Annotated in this window: 17 protein-coding genes and 1 pseudogene; 13 read left to right on the top strand and 5 right to left on the bottom strand. The window is 73.7% G+C overall.

Going from position 1 to position 17,896, the window contains the following annotated elements; translation table 11 throughout:
- Positions 1 to 62: 62 nt before the first annotated feature.
- The gene (locus tag ACFYM0_RS27340; RefSeq protein ID WP_388505925.1) at positions 63 to 1,355 is read left to right on the top strand and encodes a sensor histidine kinase; all 1,293 of its coding nucleotides are present in this window, start codon (positions 63 to 65) and stop codon (positions 1,353 to 1,355) included.
- On the top strand, positions 1,355 to 1,987 hold the full coding sequence (locus tag ACFYM0_RS27335) for a response regulator transcription factor (protein ID WP_327258067.1): 633 nt from the start codon (positions 1,355 to 1,357) through the stop codon (positions 1,985 to 1,987). The genes ACFYM0_RS27340 and ACFYM0_RS27335 overlap by 1 nt, the downstream gene beginning before the upstream one ends.
- Here ACFYM0_RS27335 and ACFYM0_RS27330 read toward each other — a convergent pair.
- The 5 genes and pseudogenes from ACFYM0_RS27330 to ACFYM0_RS27310 form a co-directional block, all read right to left on the bottom strand.
- Positions 1,976 to 2,302 carry a chorismate mutase gene (locus ACFYM0_RS27330; protein ID WP_388505923.1) on the bottom strand — a complete coding sequence of 109 codons (327 nt, stop codon included), beginning with the start codon at positions 2,300 to 2,302 and terminating at the stop codon, positions 1,976 to 1,978. The two genes, ACFYM0_RS27335 and ACFYM0_RS27330, sit on opposite strands and share 12 nt — an antisense overlap.
- A 24-nt stretch (positions 2,303 to 2,326) precedes the next feature.
- Positions 2,327 to 3,304, bottom strand: a pseudogene (locus tag ACFYM0_RS27325) (hydroxyacid dehydrogenase); the annotation flags it as partial.
- Positions 3,305 to 3,336: 32 nt separating this feature from the next.
- Positions 3,337 to 3,813, bottom strand: a complete 477-nt coding sequence (locus ACFYM0_RS27320) for a phospholipase (RefSeq protein ID WP_388505921.1) — start codon at positions 3,811 to 3,813, stop codon at positions 3,337 to 3,339.
- 113 nt (positions 3,814 to 3,926) lie between these two features.
- Positions 3,927 to 4,199, bottom strand: a complete 273-nt coding sequence (locus tag ACFYM0_RS27315; protein WP_388505919.1) for an acyl-CoA carboxylase subunit epsilon — start codon at positions 4,197 to 4,199, stop codon at positions 3,927 to 3,929.
- Between the two features lie 46 nt (positions 4,200 to 4,245).
- Complete coding sequence (locus ACFYM0_RS27310) at positions 4,246 to 5,853, bottom strand: acyl-CoA carboxylase subunit beta (protein WP_388505917.1); 1,608 nt, start codon at positions 5,851 to 5,853, stop codon at positions 4,246 to 4,248.
- A 734-nt stretch (positions 5,854 to 6,587) separates the two neighbouring features.
- Here ACFYM0_RS27310 and ACFYM0_RS27305 point away from each other — a divergent pair.
- From ACFYM0_RS27305 to ACFYM0_RS27255, 11 genes are all read left to right on the top strand, one after another.
- Positions 6,588 to 7,661 (top strand): LuxR C-terminal-related transcriptional regulator, encoded by a 1,074-nt coding sequence (locus tag ACFYM0_RS27305; RefSeq protein WP_388506206.1) that lies wholly within the window; start codon positions 6,588 to 6,590, stop codon positions 7,659 to 7,661.
- A 90-nt stretch (positions 7,662 to 7,751) separates the two neighbouring features.
- Complete coding sequence (locus ACFYM0_RS27300) at positions 7,752 to 8,018, top strand: acyl carrier protein (RefSeq protein WP_327257999.1); 267 nt, start codon at positions 7,752 to 7,754, stop codon at positions 8,016 to 8,018.
- A 122-nt stretch (positions 8,019 to 8,140) separates the two neighbouring features.
- Positions 8,141 to 9,433: a beta-ketoacyl-[acyl-carrier-protein] synthase family protein gene (locus ACFYM0_RS27295; protein WP_388505915.1), complete on the top strand. Its 1,293-nt coding sequence runs from the start codon at positions 8,141 to 8,143 to the stop codon at positions 9,431 to 9,433.
- On the top strand, positions 9,430 to 10,596 hold the full coding sequence (locus tag ACFYM0_RS27290) for a beta-ketoacyl synthase N-terminal-like domain-containing protein (RefSeq protein ID WP_388505913.1): 1,167 nt from the start codon (positions 9,430 to 9,432) through the stop codon (positions 10,594 to 10,596). Before ACFYM0_RS27295 ends, ACFYM0_RS27290 begins: the two co-directional genes overlap by 4 nt.
- Positions 10,593 to 11,693 (top strand): beta-ketoacyl synthase N-terminal-like domain-containing protein, encoded by a 1,101-nt coding sequence (locus ACFYM0_RS27285; RefSeq protein ID WP_388505911.1) that lies wholly within the window; start codon positions 10,593 to 10,595, stop codon positions 11,691 to 11,693. Before ACFYM0_RS27290 ends, ACFYM0_RS27285 begins: the two co-directional genes overlap by 4 nt.
- Positions 11,690 to 12,541 (top strand): alpha/beta fold hydrolase, encoded by an 852-nt coding sequence (locus ACFYM0_RS27280; RefSeq protein ID WP_388505909.1) that lies wholly within the window; start codon positions 11,690 to 11,692, stop codon positions 12,539 to 12,541. Before ACFYM0_RS27285 ends, ACFYM0_RS27280 begins: the two co-directional genes overlap by 4 nt.
- Positions 12,542 to 12,584: 43 nt before the next feature.
- The gene (locus ACFYM0_RS27275) at positions 12,585 to 13,553 is read left to right on the top strand and encodes an acyl-CoA thioesterase (protein ID WP_388505908.1); all 969 of its coding nucleotides are present in this window, start codon (positions 12,585 to 12,587) and stop codon (positions 13,551 to 13,553) included.
- Positions 13,550 to 14,842: a beta-ketoacyl-[acyl-carrier-protein] synthase family protein gene (locus tag ACFYM0_RS27270; protein WP_388505907.1), complete on the top strand. Its 1,293-nt coding sequence runs from the start codon at positions 13,550 to 13,552 to the stop codon at positions 14,840 to 14,842. The genes ACFYM0_RS27275 and ACFYM0_RS27270 overlap by 4 nt, the downstream gene beginning before the upstream one ends.
- Positions 14,839 to 15,936 carry a beta-ketoacyl synthase N-terminal-like domain-containing protein gene (locus tag ACFYM0_RS27265; RefSeq protein ID WP_388505905.1) on the top strand — a complete coding sequence of 366 codons (1,098 nt, stop codon included), beginning with the start codon at positions 14,839 to 14,841 and terminating at the stop codon, positions 15,934 to 15,936. The genes ACFYM0_RS27270 and ACFYM0_RS27265 overlap by 4 nt, the downstream gene beginning before the upstream one ends.
- Positions 15,930 to 16,772 (top strand): SDR family oxidoreductase, encoded by an 843-nt coding sequence (locus ACFYM0_RS27260; protein WP_388505903.1) that lies wholly within the window; start codon positions 15,930 to 15,932, stop codon positions 16,770 to 16,772. Before ACFYM0_RS27265 ends, ACFYM0_RS27260 begins: the two co-directional genes overlap by 7 nt.
- A complete protein-coding gene (locus ACFYM0_RS27255) occupies positions 16,769 to 17,872 on the top strand; it encodes a beta-ketoacyl synthase N-terminal-like domain-containing protein (RefSeq protein ID WP_388505901.1) in 1,104 nt (367 codons plus the stop codon). Before ACFYM0_RS27260 ends, ACFYM0_RS27255 begins: the two co-directional genes overlap by 4 nt.
- The last annotated feature ends 24 nt before the right edge of the window (positions 17,873 to 17,896 follow it).

The raw sequence follows: 17,896 nt of genomic DNA, 5'->3' as shown, positions 1-17,896 counted from the left end.
TACCCGGGGCCCTCGCCCTGCGGGGATGGCCCCGGCAGAGACCGGTCTCCTACGGTGAACCCATGCGCTCAGTCAACGTGTGGCAGGCCATGGCCCGGCCCGGCTTCCTGCTTTCCGCCTGGCCCTGGCGGGCCGCCGGCTACCTGCTCAGCAGCACCCCCGTCGGCATCGTCGTCCTGCTGGCCCTCGTGGTCGGGATGGCGGTGGGCGCCGCGCTCGCCGTCGTCCTGGTGGGGATCCCGCTGCTCGCCCTGCTGGCCTTCTCCGGAGTTCCGGTGGCCGCCCTGGAGCGCCGCCGCTTGCGGATGGTGGACGCCAGGCCCACCCCCACCCCGCACGCCGAACCGGCCGAACCGGGCCTGACGGCCTGGGCCCGCACCCGGTTCCGGGAGCCCGTGACCTGGCGCGAGCTCGGCTACACCGTGGTGTTCGCGACCCTGCTGTGGCCGCTGGACCTGCTCGCCGTAGGGCTGGCCCTGTGCATGCCGCTCAGCCTGATGGCCACCCCCGTCCTGCTCGCCACGTCCGGGGACAGCGAGGCATCCGTACTCAAGGAGTGGACGGCCGTCTCCTGGCCGCAGGCGATCGGCATCGCCGTTCTCGGCTTCCTGCTCCTCGGAGTCTGCGGCTACGTCCTCGGCGCCGTGGCGGTCGCCCGCGCCGAACTGACCCGGCTGCTCATCGCGCCGCCCGAGCCGGAGCTCGGGGAGCGGGTCACCGAACTCGTACGGTCCCGGGTACGGCTGGTCGACGCCTTCGAGGCCGAGCGCCGCAGGATCGAACGAGACCTCCACGACGGGGCGCAACAGCGCCTGGTCGCCCTGACCATGACGCTGGGCCTGGCCCGCTTGGACTCCCCGCCCGGGCCCCTCGCCGACCAGCTCGCCAAGGCCCACGAGGAAGCGGGCAAGGCTCTGGCCGAACTCCGCGAGCTGATCCAGGGCATCCACCCCAAGGTCCTCACGGACTACGGCCTCGGCGCGGCGATCGCCGACGCGGCCGACCGGTCCGCGGTCCCCGTGGACGTCACCGTCGACCTCGACCGCCGGCTCCCCGAAGCCGTCGAAGCCGCCGCGTACTTCGTCGTCTGCGAGGCGCTGGCGAACGTCGGCAAGCACAGCGGCGCCGCCCGGGCCACCGTCACCGGCCGGCACGAGCGGGGCCGGCTGACCGTCGAAGTCCACGACGACGGGCGGGGCGGAGCGGACACCGGCCGGGGCTCGGGCCTGACCGGCTTGGCCGACCGGGTGTCCGTTCTGGATGGCAGACTTGCCCTGTCCAGCCCACCCGGCGGACCGACCCTGCTGCGTGTGGAGATTCCTTGCGAGTGGACCGAAACCGAGCGCTCCGCGTAGTGCTGGCCGAGGACAGCGTGCTGCTGCGCGAAGGGCTGATCGGCCTGCTCAGCCGCTTCGGCCACGAGGTGGCCGCCGCCGTCGGCGACGCCCCGGCGCTGATCACGGCGGTCGCCGAGCACCGGCCCGACATCGTCGTCACCGACGTACGCATGCCGCCCGGCTTCCAGGACGAGGGCCTGCACGCGGCCGTGCGGCTGCGCACGGACCAGCCGTCCCTGCCCGTCCTGGTCCTCAGCCAGTACGTCCAGCGCACCTACGCGTCGGAGCTGCTCGACTCCGGCGACGGCTCCGGCATCGGCTACCTGCTCAAGGACCGCGTCGGCCAGGTCGAGGAGTTCCAGGCCGCCCTCCAGGAGGTCGCCTCGGGCGGCACCGTCGTCGACCCCGAGGTCGTCCGCCAGCTGCTGCGCCGCCGCCGCGATCCGCTGGAACGCCTGACGGCCCGTGAGCGCGAGGTGCTGGGCCTGGTGGCGGAGGGCAAGTCCAACGCGGCGATCGCCCGCCAGCTGGTGGTCTCCGAGGCCGCCGTCGGCAAGCACATCGGCTCCATCCTCTCCAAGCTGGACCTCCCGCCGGCGGACGACACCCACCGGCGGGTACTGGCGGTCCTGGCCTTCCTACGGTCCTGATCCCGGCGCGCCGAGGACACCCGGCGCCGTCGCCCCCCGGCAGAACTCCAGCAGCGCCATGGCCATCGTCCCGCCGGGCCGACCCAGCCGGTCGGCGTAGCGCTTGATGACCACGTTCTCGCGGCCGAGCTCGGTCCGGCGCCCGCCGGAGGAGATCCGGGCGTGCTGGACGGAGGCCGAGAGCCCGCGGCGCCGTTCGAGCAGCTCCAGGATCTGCGCGTCGAGCCCGTCGATGGAGCCCCGCAGGCCCGCGATCACGCTCTCGGCGTCGGCAGGGGGAGTCAGGACGGTGGGGGAAAGCGTCTGCCGGGTCATGGTTCTCTCCTCGGGGGATCAGCCGTTGACGGCGTCGGGGACGGGCTCGCCCGCCAGGGCCAGCAGGACCGAGGCGGCCACCGAGGTGCCCGCCTTCTCCTGCGCCTCGGCGGTACCGGCGCCCAGGTGCGGGGTCACCACCACGTTCTCCAGGGCGAACAGCGGCGAGTCGGTGCAGGGTTCGGTGGCGAAGACGTCCAGGCCCGCACCCGCGACCCGGCCCTCGACGAGCGCCTCGTACAGCGCCCGCTCGTCGACGATGCCGCCGCGCGCGGCGTTCACGAGCCGCGCCCGCGGCTTCATCCGCGCGATGGCCCCGGCGTCGATCAGGCCGAGGGTCTCGGGGGTCCTGGGCAGGTGCACGGTGATGAAGTCGCCCAGGGCCAGAAGCTCGTCGAGGGGGACGAGCCGTACCCCGGCGCGGGCCGCCGACTCCTCGTCCGCGTAGGGGTCGTACGCCACCACCTCCATGCCGAAGGCGGCCATCCGGGTGGCCACCAGCGAGCCGATCCGCCCGAGGCCGACGATGCCGAGGACCTTGCCCGACAGCTCCACGCCGGTGAAGCGGGCCCGCTGCCACCGGCCCGCCCTCAGCGCGGCGTCGGCGGGGGCCACGTTGCGGGCGACCGCGAGGAGCAGGGCGATGGCGTGCTCGGCGGCGCTGACGATGTTGGACGTGGGCGCGTTGACGACCAGCACGCCCGCGGCGGTGGCCGCGGCCACGTCCACGTTGTCCAGGCCGATTCCGGCCCGGGCGATCACCCTCAGCCCCGGGGCCGCGGCGACGGCCTCGGCGTCCATCCTGGTGGCGGACCGGACGATCACGGCGTCGGCGTCGGCGAGCGCGGCCAGCAGCGCGCCCCGGTCGGTGCCGTCGCAGCGGCGTACGTCGACCTCCGCCCCGAGGGCCGCGACGGTGGCCGGGGACAGCTCCTCGGCCAGCAGCACGGTCGCCCTGCGCACGGCGGGATCGCGGAAGGGGGCAAGTGCGGGGGAGCTCATCGGCGGTCCCTCTCTCGGCTCGGGTGGCGACGTCAGACGGAGGTACCGCCGTCGACGGCGGCGCTGCTGCCGAAGGCCTTCACGGCCTGGTAGTAGGTCCACGCGGTGGAGTCGCACGAGGTCTTCTTCAGCCCCGAGTAGCCGGAGCACACTCGCTTGAGGTCCGAGTAGAAGGCGTCGTCGAGGCGCGGCTTGTTCGCGTCGAACGCGCCGGCCGCCTTGTAGTTGCGGTAGCCGAAGTCGTGCCGGGCACAGGCCGTCTGGAACGGGAAGCCGAACGGGTTGTCCGGAGAGGTCGTGCAGTAGTCGGTCGTCCAGTCGAAGCCGTACGCCGACCAGCTTCCCTGGCTGCCGCGGGCCGACACCCAGGCGTTGTAGCTCGCCGTGCTGGTCTGCGTCCAGCTGCTCAGTACCTGGGGCTTGTCGGCCGGTGCGGCCGAGGCCGGGGTGGCCAGGGCGACGATCGCGGCGGCGGAAGCGGCTATCACGGTGGCGAGGCGACGGTGCATCGGGATCCTCCAACGAGAGGGGCGCCGGGATCTTCCCGGCGCCGACGTGCCTCAGGGTGGGAGGGGCGGTTATCGCGGAGCTCCGCCGCGCCTATACGGGACCTCGCGCGGCGTCAGCGCCCGAGGCCGTCCGGCGCGTGCCAGGACCTGGCCGAGTGGAAGGCCGGCCGGCTCCACGGGGCCCTCGCCGGCGCCGGTTCCGCCCGATCGGACCCGTTCCCGGACCCGTTCTCGCGCAGCCGGGACAGCAAGACGGCGGTGAGCGCCGCGAGTTCCGCCGGGTCGGGGGTCCCGCGCAGGATGGAGATCAGCGGATCGGTCGAGTTGACCGTGGCCGGTGCAGCGGCCCGGGCCGGAGCCTCGGCCGGGGATGAGAGCGTCTTCAAGGGAGCCTCCTGGGTCTGGGCAGGGCGGGTCTGGGTGCGACACGACCTAGGTGGGGGAGTTGCCGTGCTTCCTGGACGGCAGCGGCGTCTGCTTGTTCCGCAGCATCGCCAGCGACCGGATCAGCACCGCCCGCGTCTCGGCCGGGTCGATCACGTCGTCGACCAGGCCGCGCTCGGCGGCGTAGTACGGATGCATCAACTGCGCGCGGTACTCCTCGATGAGCCGCTGACGGGCCGCCTCCGGGTCGTCGGCCGCCGCGATCTCCCGGCGGAACACCACGTTGGCCGCGCCCTCCGCGCCCATCACCGCGATCTCGTTGGTCGGCCAGGCGAAGGCGAGGTCCGCGCCGATCGAGCGGGAGTCCATGACGATGTACGCCCCGCCGTACGCCTTCCTCAGTACCAGTGAGATCCGCGGCACCGTCGCGTCGCAGTACGCGTACAACAGCTTCGCCCCGTGCCGGATGATCCCCCCGTGCTCCTGGTCGGCGCCGGGCAGGAACCCGGGCACGTCCAGCAGGGTCACGAGCGGGATCGAGAAGGCGTCGCAGGTCCGCACGAACCGGGCCGCCTTCTCCGAGGCGTGGATGTCCAGCACCCCGGCCAGACACGAGGGCTGACTGGCCACGATGCCCACCGGATGGCCGTCCAGCCTGGCCAGCGCGCACACCACGTTGCGTGCCCAGCCCTCGTGCACCTCGGTGAAGTCCCCGTCGTCCACGAGCTCCGCGATCACCTCGCGGATGTCGTAGGAACGGGACGGGTCGGCCGGGACGAGGTCCAGCAGCGCCTCCGTTCGCCGGACCGGCGAATCACCCGGGTACTCCCGGGGCGGCAGCTCCCGGTTGTTGGACGGCAGCAGCGACAGCAGGTGGCGTACCTCGGCCAGCGACGACTCCTCGTCGTCGTGGACGAAAGCTGCCACGCCCGTCGTACTGCCGTGCACGTCCGCTCCGCCCAGGCCGTCCTGGCTGATCTCCTCGCCGGTCACCGCCCGCACCACGTCCGGTCCGGTGATGAACATCTGGGAGATCCCGCGCACCATGAACACGAAGTCGGTGAGCGCCGGGGAGTAGGCCGCCCCGCCCGCGCACGGGCCGAGCATGACGCTGATCTGCGGAACCACCCCGGACATGCGGACGTTGCGGCGGAAGATGCCGCCGTACCCGGCCAGCGCGGTGACCCCCTCCTGGATCCGGGCGCCCGCCCCGTCGCACAGGGCCACGAGCGGGGCGCCGGCCGCCTCGGCCAGGTCCATCACCTTGTGGATCTTCTCCGCGTGGGCCTCCCCGAGGGCCCCGCCGAAGATCCGGAAGTCGTGGGCGTACGCGAACACCGTCCGGCCCTCCACGGTGCCCCAGCCGGTCACCACCCCGTCGGTGTAGGGGCGTTTGTGTTCCAGGCCGAAACCCGTCGCCCGGTGCACCCGCAGCGGCTCCACCTCGCAGAACGAGTCCTTGTCGAAGAGCAGGTCCAGCCGCTCGCGGGCGGTGAGTTTGCCCCTGGCATGCTGCCGCTCGGTCGCCGACCGGTCCGTACCCTCCGCCGCCCGCCGGTGGCGGTCCAGCAGTTCGGCGGTCAGCGTGGCAGGGTCCGGCCTCGGGGGCGGCTCGAGGACCGGTGGAGCAGCGGTCGAGGCGTCGACGACGGTCATGCGGCTGCTCCCGATGTCCGGAGGGGGATGCACGTCATCGGCCAGTAGTAGGCCCGCGACCTCTACTTCTTCTACGGAGAGCAACTGACCGAAGCCAAGTGGAATGAATTCCACCGCTGTCAGTCTTCTGCCAGCGCAAGAGCCTGACACGCTTTTTCCTGGTGATCGCGGCCCCCTCCCGGCAAGAATCCTGTTGCGGAAAGAACGCGAATGCCTAATCAGGGGGAATAAGAATGCGAGCCAGTTTTCTCAAAACCGGAATTGTCACTGCTGCCGCCCTTGCCGCTCTTGTCGGCGCCCCGGCGGCCGGATCGGTGGTCCTCGCCGACGGCACGGGTGGGACGGTGCAGCCCCCGGAGCCGGGTTGGGACAGCGTGCAGGCGGATCCGACTCGGGGCCTGACGTCCCAGGCGGGCCAGGCCTGACAAATAAGCGGTACCGGCATATGTGCCGGTCGATTGAAGACGCCCTTCACCGAGTGTGCGCTCGGGGTGGGGCGTCTTGCCGCTACCGCTCCGGATAGCCCCCGGTCCTAATCCGTCAGCCCCGCTGAACAGTCCGGCTATTACTGGTCAGTTCGTGTTAGGCTTCCGGCCGCTGAGCGGTTCGAAGATCACTTGATGGTCGTTCGACAGGCGGGGGAACGCGTGCTTGAGTCGATCGGAATGAGTGCAGATGCCACTGAGTTGTATCGAACCCTGCTGCTGAACGCGTGTAGCTCGGTCGAGGACTTGGTGGAGCACTTACACTGGCCGACCGCCAAGGTGCGGGTCGCCCTGGACGAATGTGTCCGGCTCACCCTCATCAGACCCTCCTGGGAGACACCCGGCCGGCTGCGCGCCGTCAGTCCCGATCTCGGACTTCAGTCGCTGCTCGCCCAGCACGAGGCCGCCCTGCTCTCGCGGCAGCGGCAAATGGCCGACACCCGCGTGGAAGTCGCCCGCCTCATAGAGGAATTCACGGTCTCCCGGCAGCAGCGCCGGCACAGCGAAGTCGAACGGCTCGAAGGAATCGACCGCATCCGCGACCGGATCGAAGAGCTCTCCATGTCCTGCCGCAAGAGCCTGGACGCCTTCGCGCCGGGCGGCGGCCAGTCCCAGGCCTCCCGCACGGCCAGCCGTCCGCTGAGCGCCAGTCTCAACGAGCGCGGCGTGGTGATGCGCACCGTCTATCTCGACAGCATCTACAACGACCCGCCGTCGGTCGACCACCTGCGCTGGCTCGTCCAACAGGGCAACGGGGTCCGGACCGTCGCCTCCCTGCCCTCGCGCATGATCATCTTCGACGGCGAGGTGGTCATGCTCCCCATGGACCCCGAGGACTCCGCGGCCGGCGCGCTCCTCTTCCAGGGTCCCGGCATCCTCACCACCCTCGGTGAGCTGTTCACCCTGGTGTGGGAGAAGGCCACTCCGGTCTCCAGCGGGCGCCGGCAGCGCGCCAGCGGCGATTCCGAGGAACTCACCAGCCAGGAGAAGGCCGTGCTCCGGCTGCTCGGCGAGGGGCTCACCGACGAGGTGGTGGCCCGGAAGCTGGGTGTCTCCGTACGCACCGGACGCCGCATCACGGCCGAACTCATGGGGCGGCTCGGCGCCAAGAGCCGCTTCCAGGCGGGCCTGCGCGCCGCCAAGCTGGGCTGGCTCGACGAGGACTCGCCCGACGGGGAGGCGGACCGCGACCCGGCCGACCCGGCCGATCGGGCCGATCGGGCCGATCCGAGCACAGCCCCGGATTCCGCGCGCGACCCGGCCCGGGAGGGCGTCGGCGGCGGAACCCGCGGCACCGGCGCCGCACGGGCACTCCTCGTATAGAGGTCCGATAGCACCCTCGCTCACGATCGCTCCAGCGAACGGATTGGGAGTCGAACGGCTCCGTCCGACCACCTTCCGAGGGAGCCGAACATGAGCAACGTCGTGAGCAGCGAGCTGTCCACCGAGCGCAAGCAGGAGATCAAGGAGATCGTCTGCGACATCCTTGAGATCGACGAGGACGAGGTCACCGAGACCAGCCTCTTCAAGGAGGACCACGACGCCGACTCGCTGCGCGCGATCGAGATCCTCGCCGCGCTGGAGCGCACCCAGCGGGTCACCATCGACCAGGCCGAGCTGAGCCGGATGGTCAACCTCGTCGGCGTCTACGCCGTCGTCTCCGAGGCCCTCGGCGCCTGACCGGCGCAGCCTTCATACGCCGCGGGCCCACCGCGACCCCGCGCGACCGCGGGCGACCCCGCGCGGGCGCCGCACGGCGGCGCCGGTCCCGGTGCCGCCCCGAGACAGCCAGAGGGTGAGCCATGAGCACAGTTCAGCCAGGTCCGGGCGTCGCGCCTCGCCGCGTGGTCGTCACCGGGCTCGGCGTCGTGACCAGCATCGGCATCGGCATCGAGGCCTTCGCCGCCGGCCTGCGGGCCGGAGCCAGCGGGGCCAAGCCGATCACCGCGTTCGACACCGAGGGTTTTGCGTACGCGAACGCCTGCGAGGTTTCCGACTTCGATCCGGCGCAGTGGATCCACCGGCTGGACCCGGAGGACCTCGGCCGCGCCACCCAGTTCTCGGTGGCGGCCGCCCGCATGGCCGTCGCGGACGCCGGGATGGCCGTGGAAGACGTCCGGGCCCGCCGGGCCCTGGTGTCCGTCGGCACCACCGACGGGGAGTCGCGCGATCTCGACCAGCTCGTCGAGAGCACCCTCGCAACCGGTCCCGACACCTACGACCCGCAGGCCGCCGCCCGCTTCCCGGCCGGCCGGCTCTCCTCCGCCATCGTGCGCGAGTTCGCCCTGGAGGACGCCGAGGCGGTCTCCATCCCGACCGCCTGCGCGGCCGGCAACTACGCCGTCGGGTACGGCTACGACGCCCTGCGCAGCGGAGACGTGGACATCGCCCTGGTCGGCGGCGCCGACGCGCTCTGCCGCAAGACCTTCACCGGCTTCTACCGGCTCGGCACCATAGCCCCCGAGGTCTGCCAGCCCTTCGACAAGAACCGCCAGGGCATCCTCACCGGCGAGGGCTCCGGGATCCTGGTCCTGGAGAGCCTGGAGTCGGCGCTGGCGCGCGGCGCCCGCATCTATGCCGAGGTGCTCGGCTACGGGCTGGCCTGCGACGCCCTGCACCCGGTCGCCCCCGACCGGGACAGCATCGCCCGTACGATCGCCATCGCCCACCGCAACGCCGGAGTCACCCCGGACCAGATCGACTTCGTGTCCGCGCACGGCACCGGCACCAAGGCCAACGACATCACCGAGGCCGGCGCCATCCGGCAGGTCTTCGGCGCCGAGGCGATGCCCCGCACCGTCTCCATCAAGTCGATGATCGGCCACAGCATGGGCGCCGCCAGCGCCGTGGCCCTGGCCGCCTGCGCCGTCGCGCTCACCCAGGGCTTCATCCCGCCCACCATCAACCACACCGAGACCGACCCCGAGTGCGGGGTCGACTGCGTCCCCAACCACGCCGTCGAGGCCGACCTCGACATCGTGCAGAACAACGCCCTCGCCTTCGGCGGCAACAACGCCGTGGTCATCCTGGCCCGCTACCTCCCCGATCGGGTCGTGGCCGGCCGCACCGGCGCGGGGGAGCTGAGCCCCGTATGAGCTGGATCGTCACCGGAACGGGAGCCGTCGCCAGCATCGGCGGCTCGGTCGCGGAGATTTACGACTCCCTCGTCGCCGGCCGCAGCGGGCTGGCGCCGCTGCGCGGCTACGACCCCACACGGTTCCGCGCGCAGGTCGCCTACGAGATCGACGACCGGCCCGCGCCCGGTGTGGACGAGCCGCTGCGCGCCACCCGGTGGCTGGAGCGGGCGGTGGCCGCGGCCCTCGCGGACGCCGGCCTCGGCGAGGACCTCGACGGGGTGCCCGTCCTCGTCGGGACGACCCTGCGGGAACTGCGCTCCGTGGAGCTGTCCTGGCGCGACAGGGTCCCCTTCGACGTCCGGGACATGCACTTCGGCACCATGCTGCGGCGCCGGTTCAACGCCGCCGACACGCACACCGTGGCCAACGCCTGCTCCGCCTCGCTGTACGCCCTCGGGCTCGGCGTGGACCTGCTGGAGCTGGGCGCCGCCGACACCGTCGTGGTGGCCGGCGTGGACACCATCTCCGAGTCCACCTACGGGCTGCTGGACCGCTGCTACCCCGAACCCCCCGACCGGGTGCGCCCGTTCGACAAGGCGCGGCGCGGCATGCTCCAGGGCGAGGGCGCGGTGGCCGTGGTCCTGCGCCGGGAGGCCGACGGACCGGCCCCCGCGGGCCGGGAGCACGTCAGGGTCCGCTCGGTGGCCGTCAACTGCGATGCCCACCACCCCTCCGCCCCGGAGGCCAAGAACATCGCCACGGTGATCCGCGAGGCGCACGACCGCGCCGGGATCGTCCCGGCCGACGTGGACCTGCTGATGCTGCACGGCACCGGCACCCCGCTCAACGACGAAGCCGAACTGGCGGCGCTGGGCTCGGTGTTCGCGGGTGTGCACCCGTCCCCCTACATGACCGCCATCAAGTGCATGACCGGCCACACGGCGGGCGCCTCCGGGCTGCACAGTCTGGTCGCGGCCGTCGACGTGATGCGGCAGGGCGCCGTGCCGCCGATCCTCGGGCTCGACGACCCGGTGGAGGCGGTGGGCGCGTTCCGGATGGTCCGCGGCACCCGGGCCCTGCGGCCCGCGGAGCCGCTGCGGCTGGCCCAGATCAACTCCTTCGGCTTCGGCGGCCTGAACGCGGTGGCCGTGGTCGAGAGCCTGCAGGGAGGCACGTCGTGAGCACCGCCAGAACCCCCGCCACCGGTACCGGCCGCACGGCCGAGGTGGTGGTGACCGGACTGGGCACCGCCCTGGCCGGCGTCGCCGGCCCGGCGGAGCTGGGACCCGGGGCACCGGGCGGGCACGGCGGCGCCGGCGACCCGGTCGACCGGCTCACCGGCCGCGGCCTGCGCTACAAGGACCGGGCTACCAAACTGGGCATGGTCGCCGCCCGCGAGGCCCTCGCCGCCGCCGGACTCACCGGCGCGGACGGCACCCTGACCGTGCCCGGCGACTCGGTGGGCTGCGTGGTCAGCACCAACTTCGGCAATGTGGACACGGTCTGCGAGACGGTCGCCACCATCGCCCGCGACACCTACCTGGGCACCAGCCCGATGATGCTCCCGGCCACCTCCAGCAACGTGGTGGCCTCCTGGATCGCCATCACCCACGGGCTGCGCGGCGCCAACCTGACCCTGTGCAACGGGCCCACCTCCGGGCTGGACGCCGTCCACTGGGGCGCGCTGCTGATCGCGGCCGGCCGGGTGGAGCGGGTGCTGGTCGTGGGGGTGGAACCGGACAACCCCGAGGTGCGGCACCTGCTGCCGCCCGACCGGGAGGCCTTCTTCGACGGTGCGGCCGCGCTGGTCCTGGAATCCGCCGGATCCGCCGCGGCACGCGGGGTACGCCCGCTGGCCGGGGTCGGCCCGTACGCCCGCCGGGCCCGGCACGCCGACGCGGTGGCCGCGGTACGGGCCGGGGACGGCCGGGACCTCGGGCTGTGGTGCGTACCCGGACACCCCGAGGGGGGCCGCGGCTGCGCGTCCGGCCTCGGAGACGGCACCGCCGGCGCGCCGGCGCACGACCTGTCGGAGCTGCTGGGGCCGTCCTCGGGCGCGCTCGGCGTGCTCCAGGCGGTGGCCGCGACGGCCTGGCTGTCCGGCGGCGCGGGTGCCGCGGTGCTGGCCACGGCCGGCACCGGGGACGAGGGCGGGGACGACGCGGCGGCCGCGCTGCTGTTCCTCCCGGTGGCCGCCGAGCCCTACGGAAGCGATGCCTGCGGAAACGATTCTTCGCGGGCCGGCTCCGCCTGCGAACCCGTGGGGGCCACACCGTGAACGGACGCACCGAGGTGGGGGTCCGCCTGCGGCGCCCCGCCGAGGGCGCCGGAAAGCCCGTACGGGTCCTGACCCTGCACGGCCTGGCCGGCACCACCGAGGTCTGGCGCCGGTTCAGCGAACTCGCCGACCCGCGCCTGGAGGTCTGGGAGGCCGAACTGCCCTGGGCGGCCTCCGCCGTGGGCACCGGCTGGAGCCACCGGCCCGACCCGGTGCCGTGGGTCCGCCAGGCCCTCGACGGCGTGCCCGGCGGCGCGGACGCCGTGGTCGCCCACTCCTTCGCGGCCGGCGCCGTACTGGAGCTGCTGGCCGCCGAGGGACCGGCCCGCCCCGGCGCCGTCGTCCTGGTCTCCCCGTTCCACCGCCGCGACCCGGACGACTTCGACTTCGAGACCGCGCAGTACTACCTCAACGGTTTCCACCGGATCCTCGACGAGGGGCTGCGCGTCAGCTCCGCCGACCGGATCCCGGGGGACCTGCGCGAGCTGATGGCGCTGAAGATGCGCGAACGCGTCGGCCCGTACGGCTGGATGCGGTTCTTCGACGCCTACCTGCGCAGCCCGTTCCTCGACGTCGGATCGCTGACCCGGCCCGTCCTGGTCGTCGCGGGGGAGCACGACTTCGCCGCCCCGCCGTCCGACGCCCGCGCCCTGGCCGAGGCCCTGCCGCACGCCGAGGTACGGGTCTTCGACGACAGCGGCCACTTCCCGATGGCGGAGCAGCCCGAGCTGTTCGCCGCCACCGTCAACGCCTTCCTCACCGGCTCCCGGCCGCGCGCGGCGGTATCCGAACCCGCCCGCACGGCCACCGGAGCCGCCCTGCCCGCCCTGCCCGCCCCACCGTCCTGACCGCCCTGGCCGAACCCCTGCCCCTGCCTGCACCGGAGCTGACGTGACCCTGACCGTGTCCGAGTCCGTGACCCTCGACCTCGCGACCCCGACCACCTTCGAGATCCGCCCCCGCTACGAGGGCTCCAACATCTGCACCTGGATCGGCTTCAAGCACGTCAACTACCTCGTCGAGGAAGCCGTCCTGAACCACCTGCGCCAGTCCGGCCTGCTGCCCGGCACCGTCTACGAGACGTACGGGCTGTGCACCGACATCGTCGACATCGACACCCGCATCCTGCACGCCTTCCACATCGACGACGTCGCCGTCGCCGAGGTCAAGCCGCACCGCAAGGCCAAGGACGGCGAGATCCTCCTCGCCGTCACCCTGCACGTGCAGCGCGAGACCCTCCTCAAGGCCGTCACCTCCACCGTCCGCGTGCAGTTGCGCCTCGATCCGCGCGGCGGCGGCGAGAAGCCCGCCCCCGCGGCCCTCGCCCCGTACGCCGTCGACACGCTGCACGCCACCCCGGCCTGGAAGGTCGAGGCCCCCCGGGTCGACCTCGGCGCCGACGACCTCACGAAGGAGCTCACGGCCGGCCGCAACGCCTTCGCCTGGAAGTTCCGCATCCCCTACTGGTACTGCCACTTCACCGAGCGCATCCAGATGTCCGGCTACCTGCGCCTGATGGAGGAGGCCAAGGACCAGCTCGTCGCCTCCCGCGGCGTCTCCATCAAGACCCTGCTGGACGAGCAGAACTGGATCCCGGTCGTCCCGCACTCGCGGATCACCGTCCTGGACGAGGCGCGGATGGAGGAGGACCTGTACGTGGTCATCACCGTCGAGAACGTCTTCAAGGGCTTCACCTACGACTCCCGCATGGACACCTACGTGGTCCGCGACGGCGAGCTGCTGCACACGGCCACCGGCCAGATCACCCACGGCTACGCGGTCATCGAGAACCGTGCCGACTGGAGCCTGGTCCCCTTCGACGACCGCATGAACGCGGCGCTGGAGGGCAAGCAGGCATGACCGAGGAGGTCGTGGTCACCGGGATCGGCGCCGTCACCTGCCACGGCGGGGGTACGGACGCCCTGTGGCAGGCCATGACGGCGGCCGGGATCCGCCTGCCGGACCGGCCGGCGGACCGGCTCGCCGAGATGGACCTGCCGCTGATGAACCTGGTCCCCGACCCCGACCTCTCGGCGGAGCGGGCCGCCCGGTTCGCCGCGGCGGCCGCCCGCGAGGCGCTGGCCGACGCGGGCCTGGACCCGGACACCCTGTCCGGGGACGGGTCCGCCCGGGCCGCCGTCGTCGTCGGCAGCTGCATGGGCGAGCCCGGCAGCAACGAGCGCGGCCGCGGGGGCGGCGGCTGGACGCCGCCGTTCCGGCTGGCGGGCGGGCTCGCGGAGGAACTGGGCCTGTACGGCGCCGCGCACGACGTGACCACCGCCTGCTCGGCCGGCGGCTACGCGCTCGGCATGGCGGTGGACATGGTGCGCTCGGGCGAGGCGGACCTGGTCCTCGCGGGCGGCTCCGACGCCTACTCGCGCGTCGCGCTCGGCTGCTTCAACCGGCTGGGCGCCGTGGACCCGGAGCGCTGCCGCCCCTTCGAACAGGAGCGGGCCGGCACGCTCTTCGCGGAGGGTGCCGGCATGCTGGTGGTCGAGTCGGCCACCCGTCACCGGGCCCGCACATCGACCCGTACCCGTACCGGTACCCGCCCCGCCGGGGCCCGGCCGCTGCGGCTGTCCGGCGTCGGCTGGAGCTGCGACGCCGGGCACCCCACCGCCCCGCACGCCGATGGAGAGCAGATCGTACGGGCGATGCGGGAGGCCCTCGGCGGGCCCGGCGGCGAAGCCGGCATCGGCTGCGTCATCCCGCACGCCACCGGGACCCGGATCGGCGACGAGGTCGAGAGCCGGGCCCTGCACCAGGTGCTCGGCCGCCGGGTCCGGGACGTTCCCGTGTACAGCCTGAAGGCGCTGCTCGGCCACACCGGCGGTGCCTCCGCCGCGCTCGGCGCGGTCGCCGCCGCACTCGTGCTCCGGCACGGCCGGGTGCCGCGCAACATCCCCCTGGACCACCAGGACCCGCAGTGCCCGGTATGGCTCCCGCAGCGGGAACCGGTGGCGCTGGAGCCCGGCCGGCGCCGGGTACTGGTCAACGCGTACGGCTTCGGCGGCAGCAACTCCTCGCTGGTACTGGAGGACGCCGCCGCCGCTACAGCCTCAGAAGCCGCCGACGCAGCAGCCGCCGAAGCCGCCGACAGCCCGGCTGCCGCCCGCGGACGCCCCGCCACGCGAGGAGTCCCGGCATGAGCCTCCCGACCGGCATCGACGGCGGACTCGCCGTGACCGGCGCGGCCCTGGTGCTGCCGCCCGACGCCCCCGGAGGGGGGCCGCGGTGGCCCGACGGCCCGCCGGAGGGCTGGTTCGACCACCGCACCCGGCTGGGACCGCGCGGCTACAAGTACCTGCCCGCCGCCGCCCAGTACCTCCTCGCCGCCGCCCGCGGTGCCGCCGCCGACGGCGGCGGGCTCGACCTGGTGCCCGAGGACCGGCGCGGCTCCGCCCTCGCCCTGAACGGAGCCCTCGCCGGGCTCTTCGACCGGATGGACCGCCAGGTGGCGGCGGAGGGCGGAGCCGACGCCCTGTCGCCCGCCACCGCCCCCTACTTCGCGGCCAGCGTGCTGGGTTCCCGGCTCGCCGCCGAGCACGGCCTCAAGGGCTTCGCCCTCACCCTGGCCACGCCCGGCACCGCCGCCCTGGAGGCCGTCGAGGCCGGGGCGCGGGCACTGGCCGCGGGCCGCTGCGCCGCCCTGTTCGTCGGAGCGGCCGAACACGCCCTGCCCAAGGGCGCCGGGGAACCCGGGGAACAGGGCGCCGCCGCCCTGGTCCTGGAGCACCCGGCGGCGGCCGAGGCCCGCGGCGCGGCCGTCCACGCACTCGTCCGGGCCCGCTCCCTCCACGTCCTCCCGCGCTCCCTCACCGACGGGGCGGGCCGCGCCCGCCTGACCGCCACGGTCACCGGCGCGCTCGACCGCCTGCTGGCGGCCGCGGGACCGGGGGCCCGTGCCCCCGAGCCGCACTACGTCCTGGACGGCTCCCCGGTGGCCGCCCTCACCCGGGCCGCCGTGGACGGGGCCCTGGCCATCCGGCCGGCCGCCCCGCCGGCGCCCGGCGCGCTCGCGCTCGACGCGCCGCCCGGCGCCGTACCGCCCGGCGCCGTACCGCTCGGCGCGGGCAGCCTCGCGGCCGCGGTCGGGCTCGTCCGCCTGGTCACCGGGGAGCCCGGAGACCGGCTGCTGGTCGTCGCGGGCGGCCGCGGCCACATCGCCTTCGTACTGCTGAGCGCCCTGGGCCGGCCGCCGGTACGTCCCCACGGCCCCGAACGGGAGGGAAACCCATGCTGAAGTCACTGGAAGGCAGTTGGTGCGTGATCCTCGGCGCGTCCAGCGGCATCGGCCGTGCGGTCGCGCTGGGCCTGGCGGCGGAGGGGGTCAACGTCTTCGGCGTGCACTTCGACACCGCCTCCCGCCGGGACGAGGTCGACGCGCTCGTCACCGAGATCGCCGCGCAGGGCGTGGAGGTCCGCTTCCACAACGCCAACGCGGCCTCCCGCGCCGCCCGCGCCGAACTGGTCGCCGGCCTGCGGGAGCTGACGGCCGACTCCGGCGGCGTCCGGATCCTCGTCCACTCCCTCGCCTTCGGCACCCTCGTGCCGTTCCTGCCGCGCGCGGGCTGGGACAAGCCGATCAGCCAACGCCAGCTGGAGATGACCCTCGACGTCATGGCGCACAGCCTCGTCTACTGGACGCAGGACCTGGCCGCCGCCGGGCTGCTCCGGACCGGCTCCAAGGTCTACGCGATGACCAGCGCCGGAACCGTCCAGGCGCTGCCCAGCTACGGCGCCGTCTCCGCCGCGAAGGTCGCGCTGGAGGCCCACGTCCGCCAGCTGGCCTGCGAACTCGCCCCGCAGGGGGTCGCGGTGAACGCCATCCGCGCCGGGGTCACGGTGACCCCCGCCCTGGAACGCATCCCCGAGCACGACGTGTACGTGGCCCGGGCCGCCCAGAACAACCCGCACGGCCGGCTGACCCGCCCCGAGGACGTCGCCGACGCGGTCGCGCTGCTCTCGCGCACCGAGTCCTCCTGGATCAGCGGCAACACCATCGGCGTGGACGGCGCCGAACTCCACGCCGCCGCCGGAGCCTGGGGCTCCGCGCCCCTCGTCAGGAGCGAGTCATGACCACGACCACCGCAGCCCCCGCCGGAACCCTGGTCGTCTCCGGCTGGTCCGCGGCCTCCCCGTACGGCCTGGGGGCCGATGCCTTCACCGCGGGCCTGGCGGCCGGGGATCCGGCGACGCACCCGCTGCCCGACCCGGCCGGCCCCTACGACCGGGCCGGTATCGTCCCCGGCTTCGACATCCGCGCCGTCCTGGGCCGCAAGGGCACCCGCGCCATGGACCGGGCCACCGCACTGGCCGTCGCGACCGCGGGACTGCTCCTCGACTCGGCCGGTCCCGGGCTGGCCCAGGACCTCCCCGACGACATCGGCATGGTTCTCGGCACCGGCCACGGCAGCGTCCAGTCGATCATGGATTTCACCCGCTCCTCGCTCACCGCCGAGAAGCCCATCCACGTGGACCCCGCGCACTTCCCCAACACCGTGATGAACAAGGCCGCCGGCCAGAGCGCCATCTGGCACCGGCTGCGCGGCCCCAACACCACGGTCGCGGGCGGCGCGGTGACCGGCCTGCTCGCCCTCAACTACGCCGCCCGGCTGCTGCGCCAGGGCCACTGCGAGGCGGTGCTGTGCGGGGCGGTCGAGGAGTTCTCGGCGGAGCGCGCCTGGCTGGAGTACCGGGGCCGGGCCCCGCACCGGCCGGCCGGGCCGCTCGGCGAGGGCTGCGCGCTCTTCCTGCTGGAGTCGGCGGCCCGGGCCCGGGCCTACGGCCGGACGGCCGTGGCGACCGTGCGCGGCGCCCGGTTCATCGCCTTCAGCGAGCCCGAGGGCACCGGCCCGGCCGTCGTGCGGGCGGTCACCGAGGTCCTCAAGGAGGCGGACGTACGCCCCGAGGACGTGCGGCTGCTGGTCCCTTCGGACTGCGGCGGGGTGCTCGGCGGACGCGAGGAGTCGGCGCTCGCCGGGGTCTTCGCCGACGGGGGCGGACGCCGCTCGGTACGGCTGCGCCGGCTGATCGGCGACACCTCGGCGGCCTCCTCGGCCTTCCAGCTGGCGGCGGCCGTCTCGGCCGCCCGCCCCGGCGAACTCGTCCTGGTGACCTCGGTCGACCCGGACGGCCAGGTCGGCGCCACCGTCCTGGAGGCGGGTGGTGCCAGTTGACCGTCTCCGCGCCCGTGGGCGGCA

This window comes from Streptomyces sp. NPDC006487, assembly GCF_042870555.1.
GTDB lineage: Bacteria > Actinomycetota > Actinomycetes > Streptomycetales > Streptomycetaceae > Streptomyces.
This window is presented reverse-complemented; position numbering and strand designations above follow the sequence as displayed.

Coding starts and splice junctions, on each gene's coding strand:
- ACFYM0_RS27320 (WP_388505921.1), bottom strand. CDS start 3,813: ATGCACCGTCGCCTCGCCACCGTGATAGCCGCTTCCGCCGCCGCGATC.
- ACFYM0_RS27330 (WP_388505923.1), bottom strand. CDS start 2,302: ATGACCCGGCAGACGCTTTCCCCCACCGTCCTGACTCCCCCTGCCGAC.
- ACFYM0_RS27265 (WP_388505905.1), top strand. CDS start 14,839: ATGAGCCTCCCGACCGGCATCGACGGCGGACTCGCCGTGACCGGCGCG.
- ACFYM0_RS27255 (WP_388505901.1), top strand. CDS start 16,769: ATGACCACGACCACCGCAGCCCCCGCCGGAACCCTGGTCGTCTCCGGC.
- ACFYM0_RS27340 (WP_388505925.1), top strand. CDS start 63: ATGCGCTCAGTCAACGTGTGGCAGGCCATGGCCCGGCCCGGCTTCCTG.
- ACFYM0_RS27295 (WP_388505915.1), top strand. CDS start 8,141: ATGAGCACAGTTCAGCCAGGTCCGGGCGTCGCGCCTCGCCGCGTGGTC.
- ACFYM0_RS27300 (WP_327257999.1), top strand. CDS start 7,752: ATGAGCAACGTCGTGAGCAGCGAGCTGTCCACCGAGCGCAAGCAGGAG.
- ACFYM0_RS27310 (WP_388505917.1), bottom strand. CDS start 5,853: ATGACCGTCGTCGACGCCTCGACCGCTGCTCCACCGGTCCTCGAGCCG.
- ACFYM0_RS27290 (WP_388505913.1), top strand. CDS start 9,430: ATGAGCTGGATCGTCACCGGAACGGGAGCCGTCGCCAGCATCGGCGGC.
- ACFYM0_RS27270 (WP_388505907.1), top strand. CDS start 13,550: ATGACCGAGGAGGTCGTGGTCACCGGGATCGGCGCCGTCACCTGCCAC.
- ACFYM0_RS27260 (WP_388505903.1), top strand. CDS start 15,930: ATGCTGAAGTCACTGGAAGGCAGTTGGTGCGTGATCCTCGGCGCGTCC.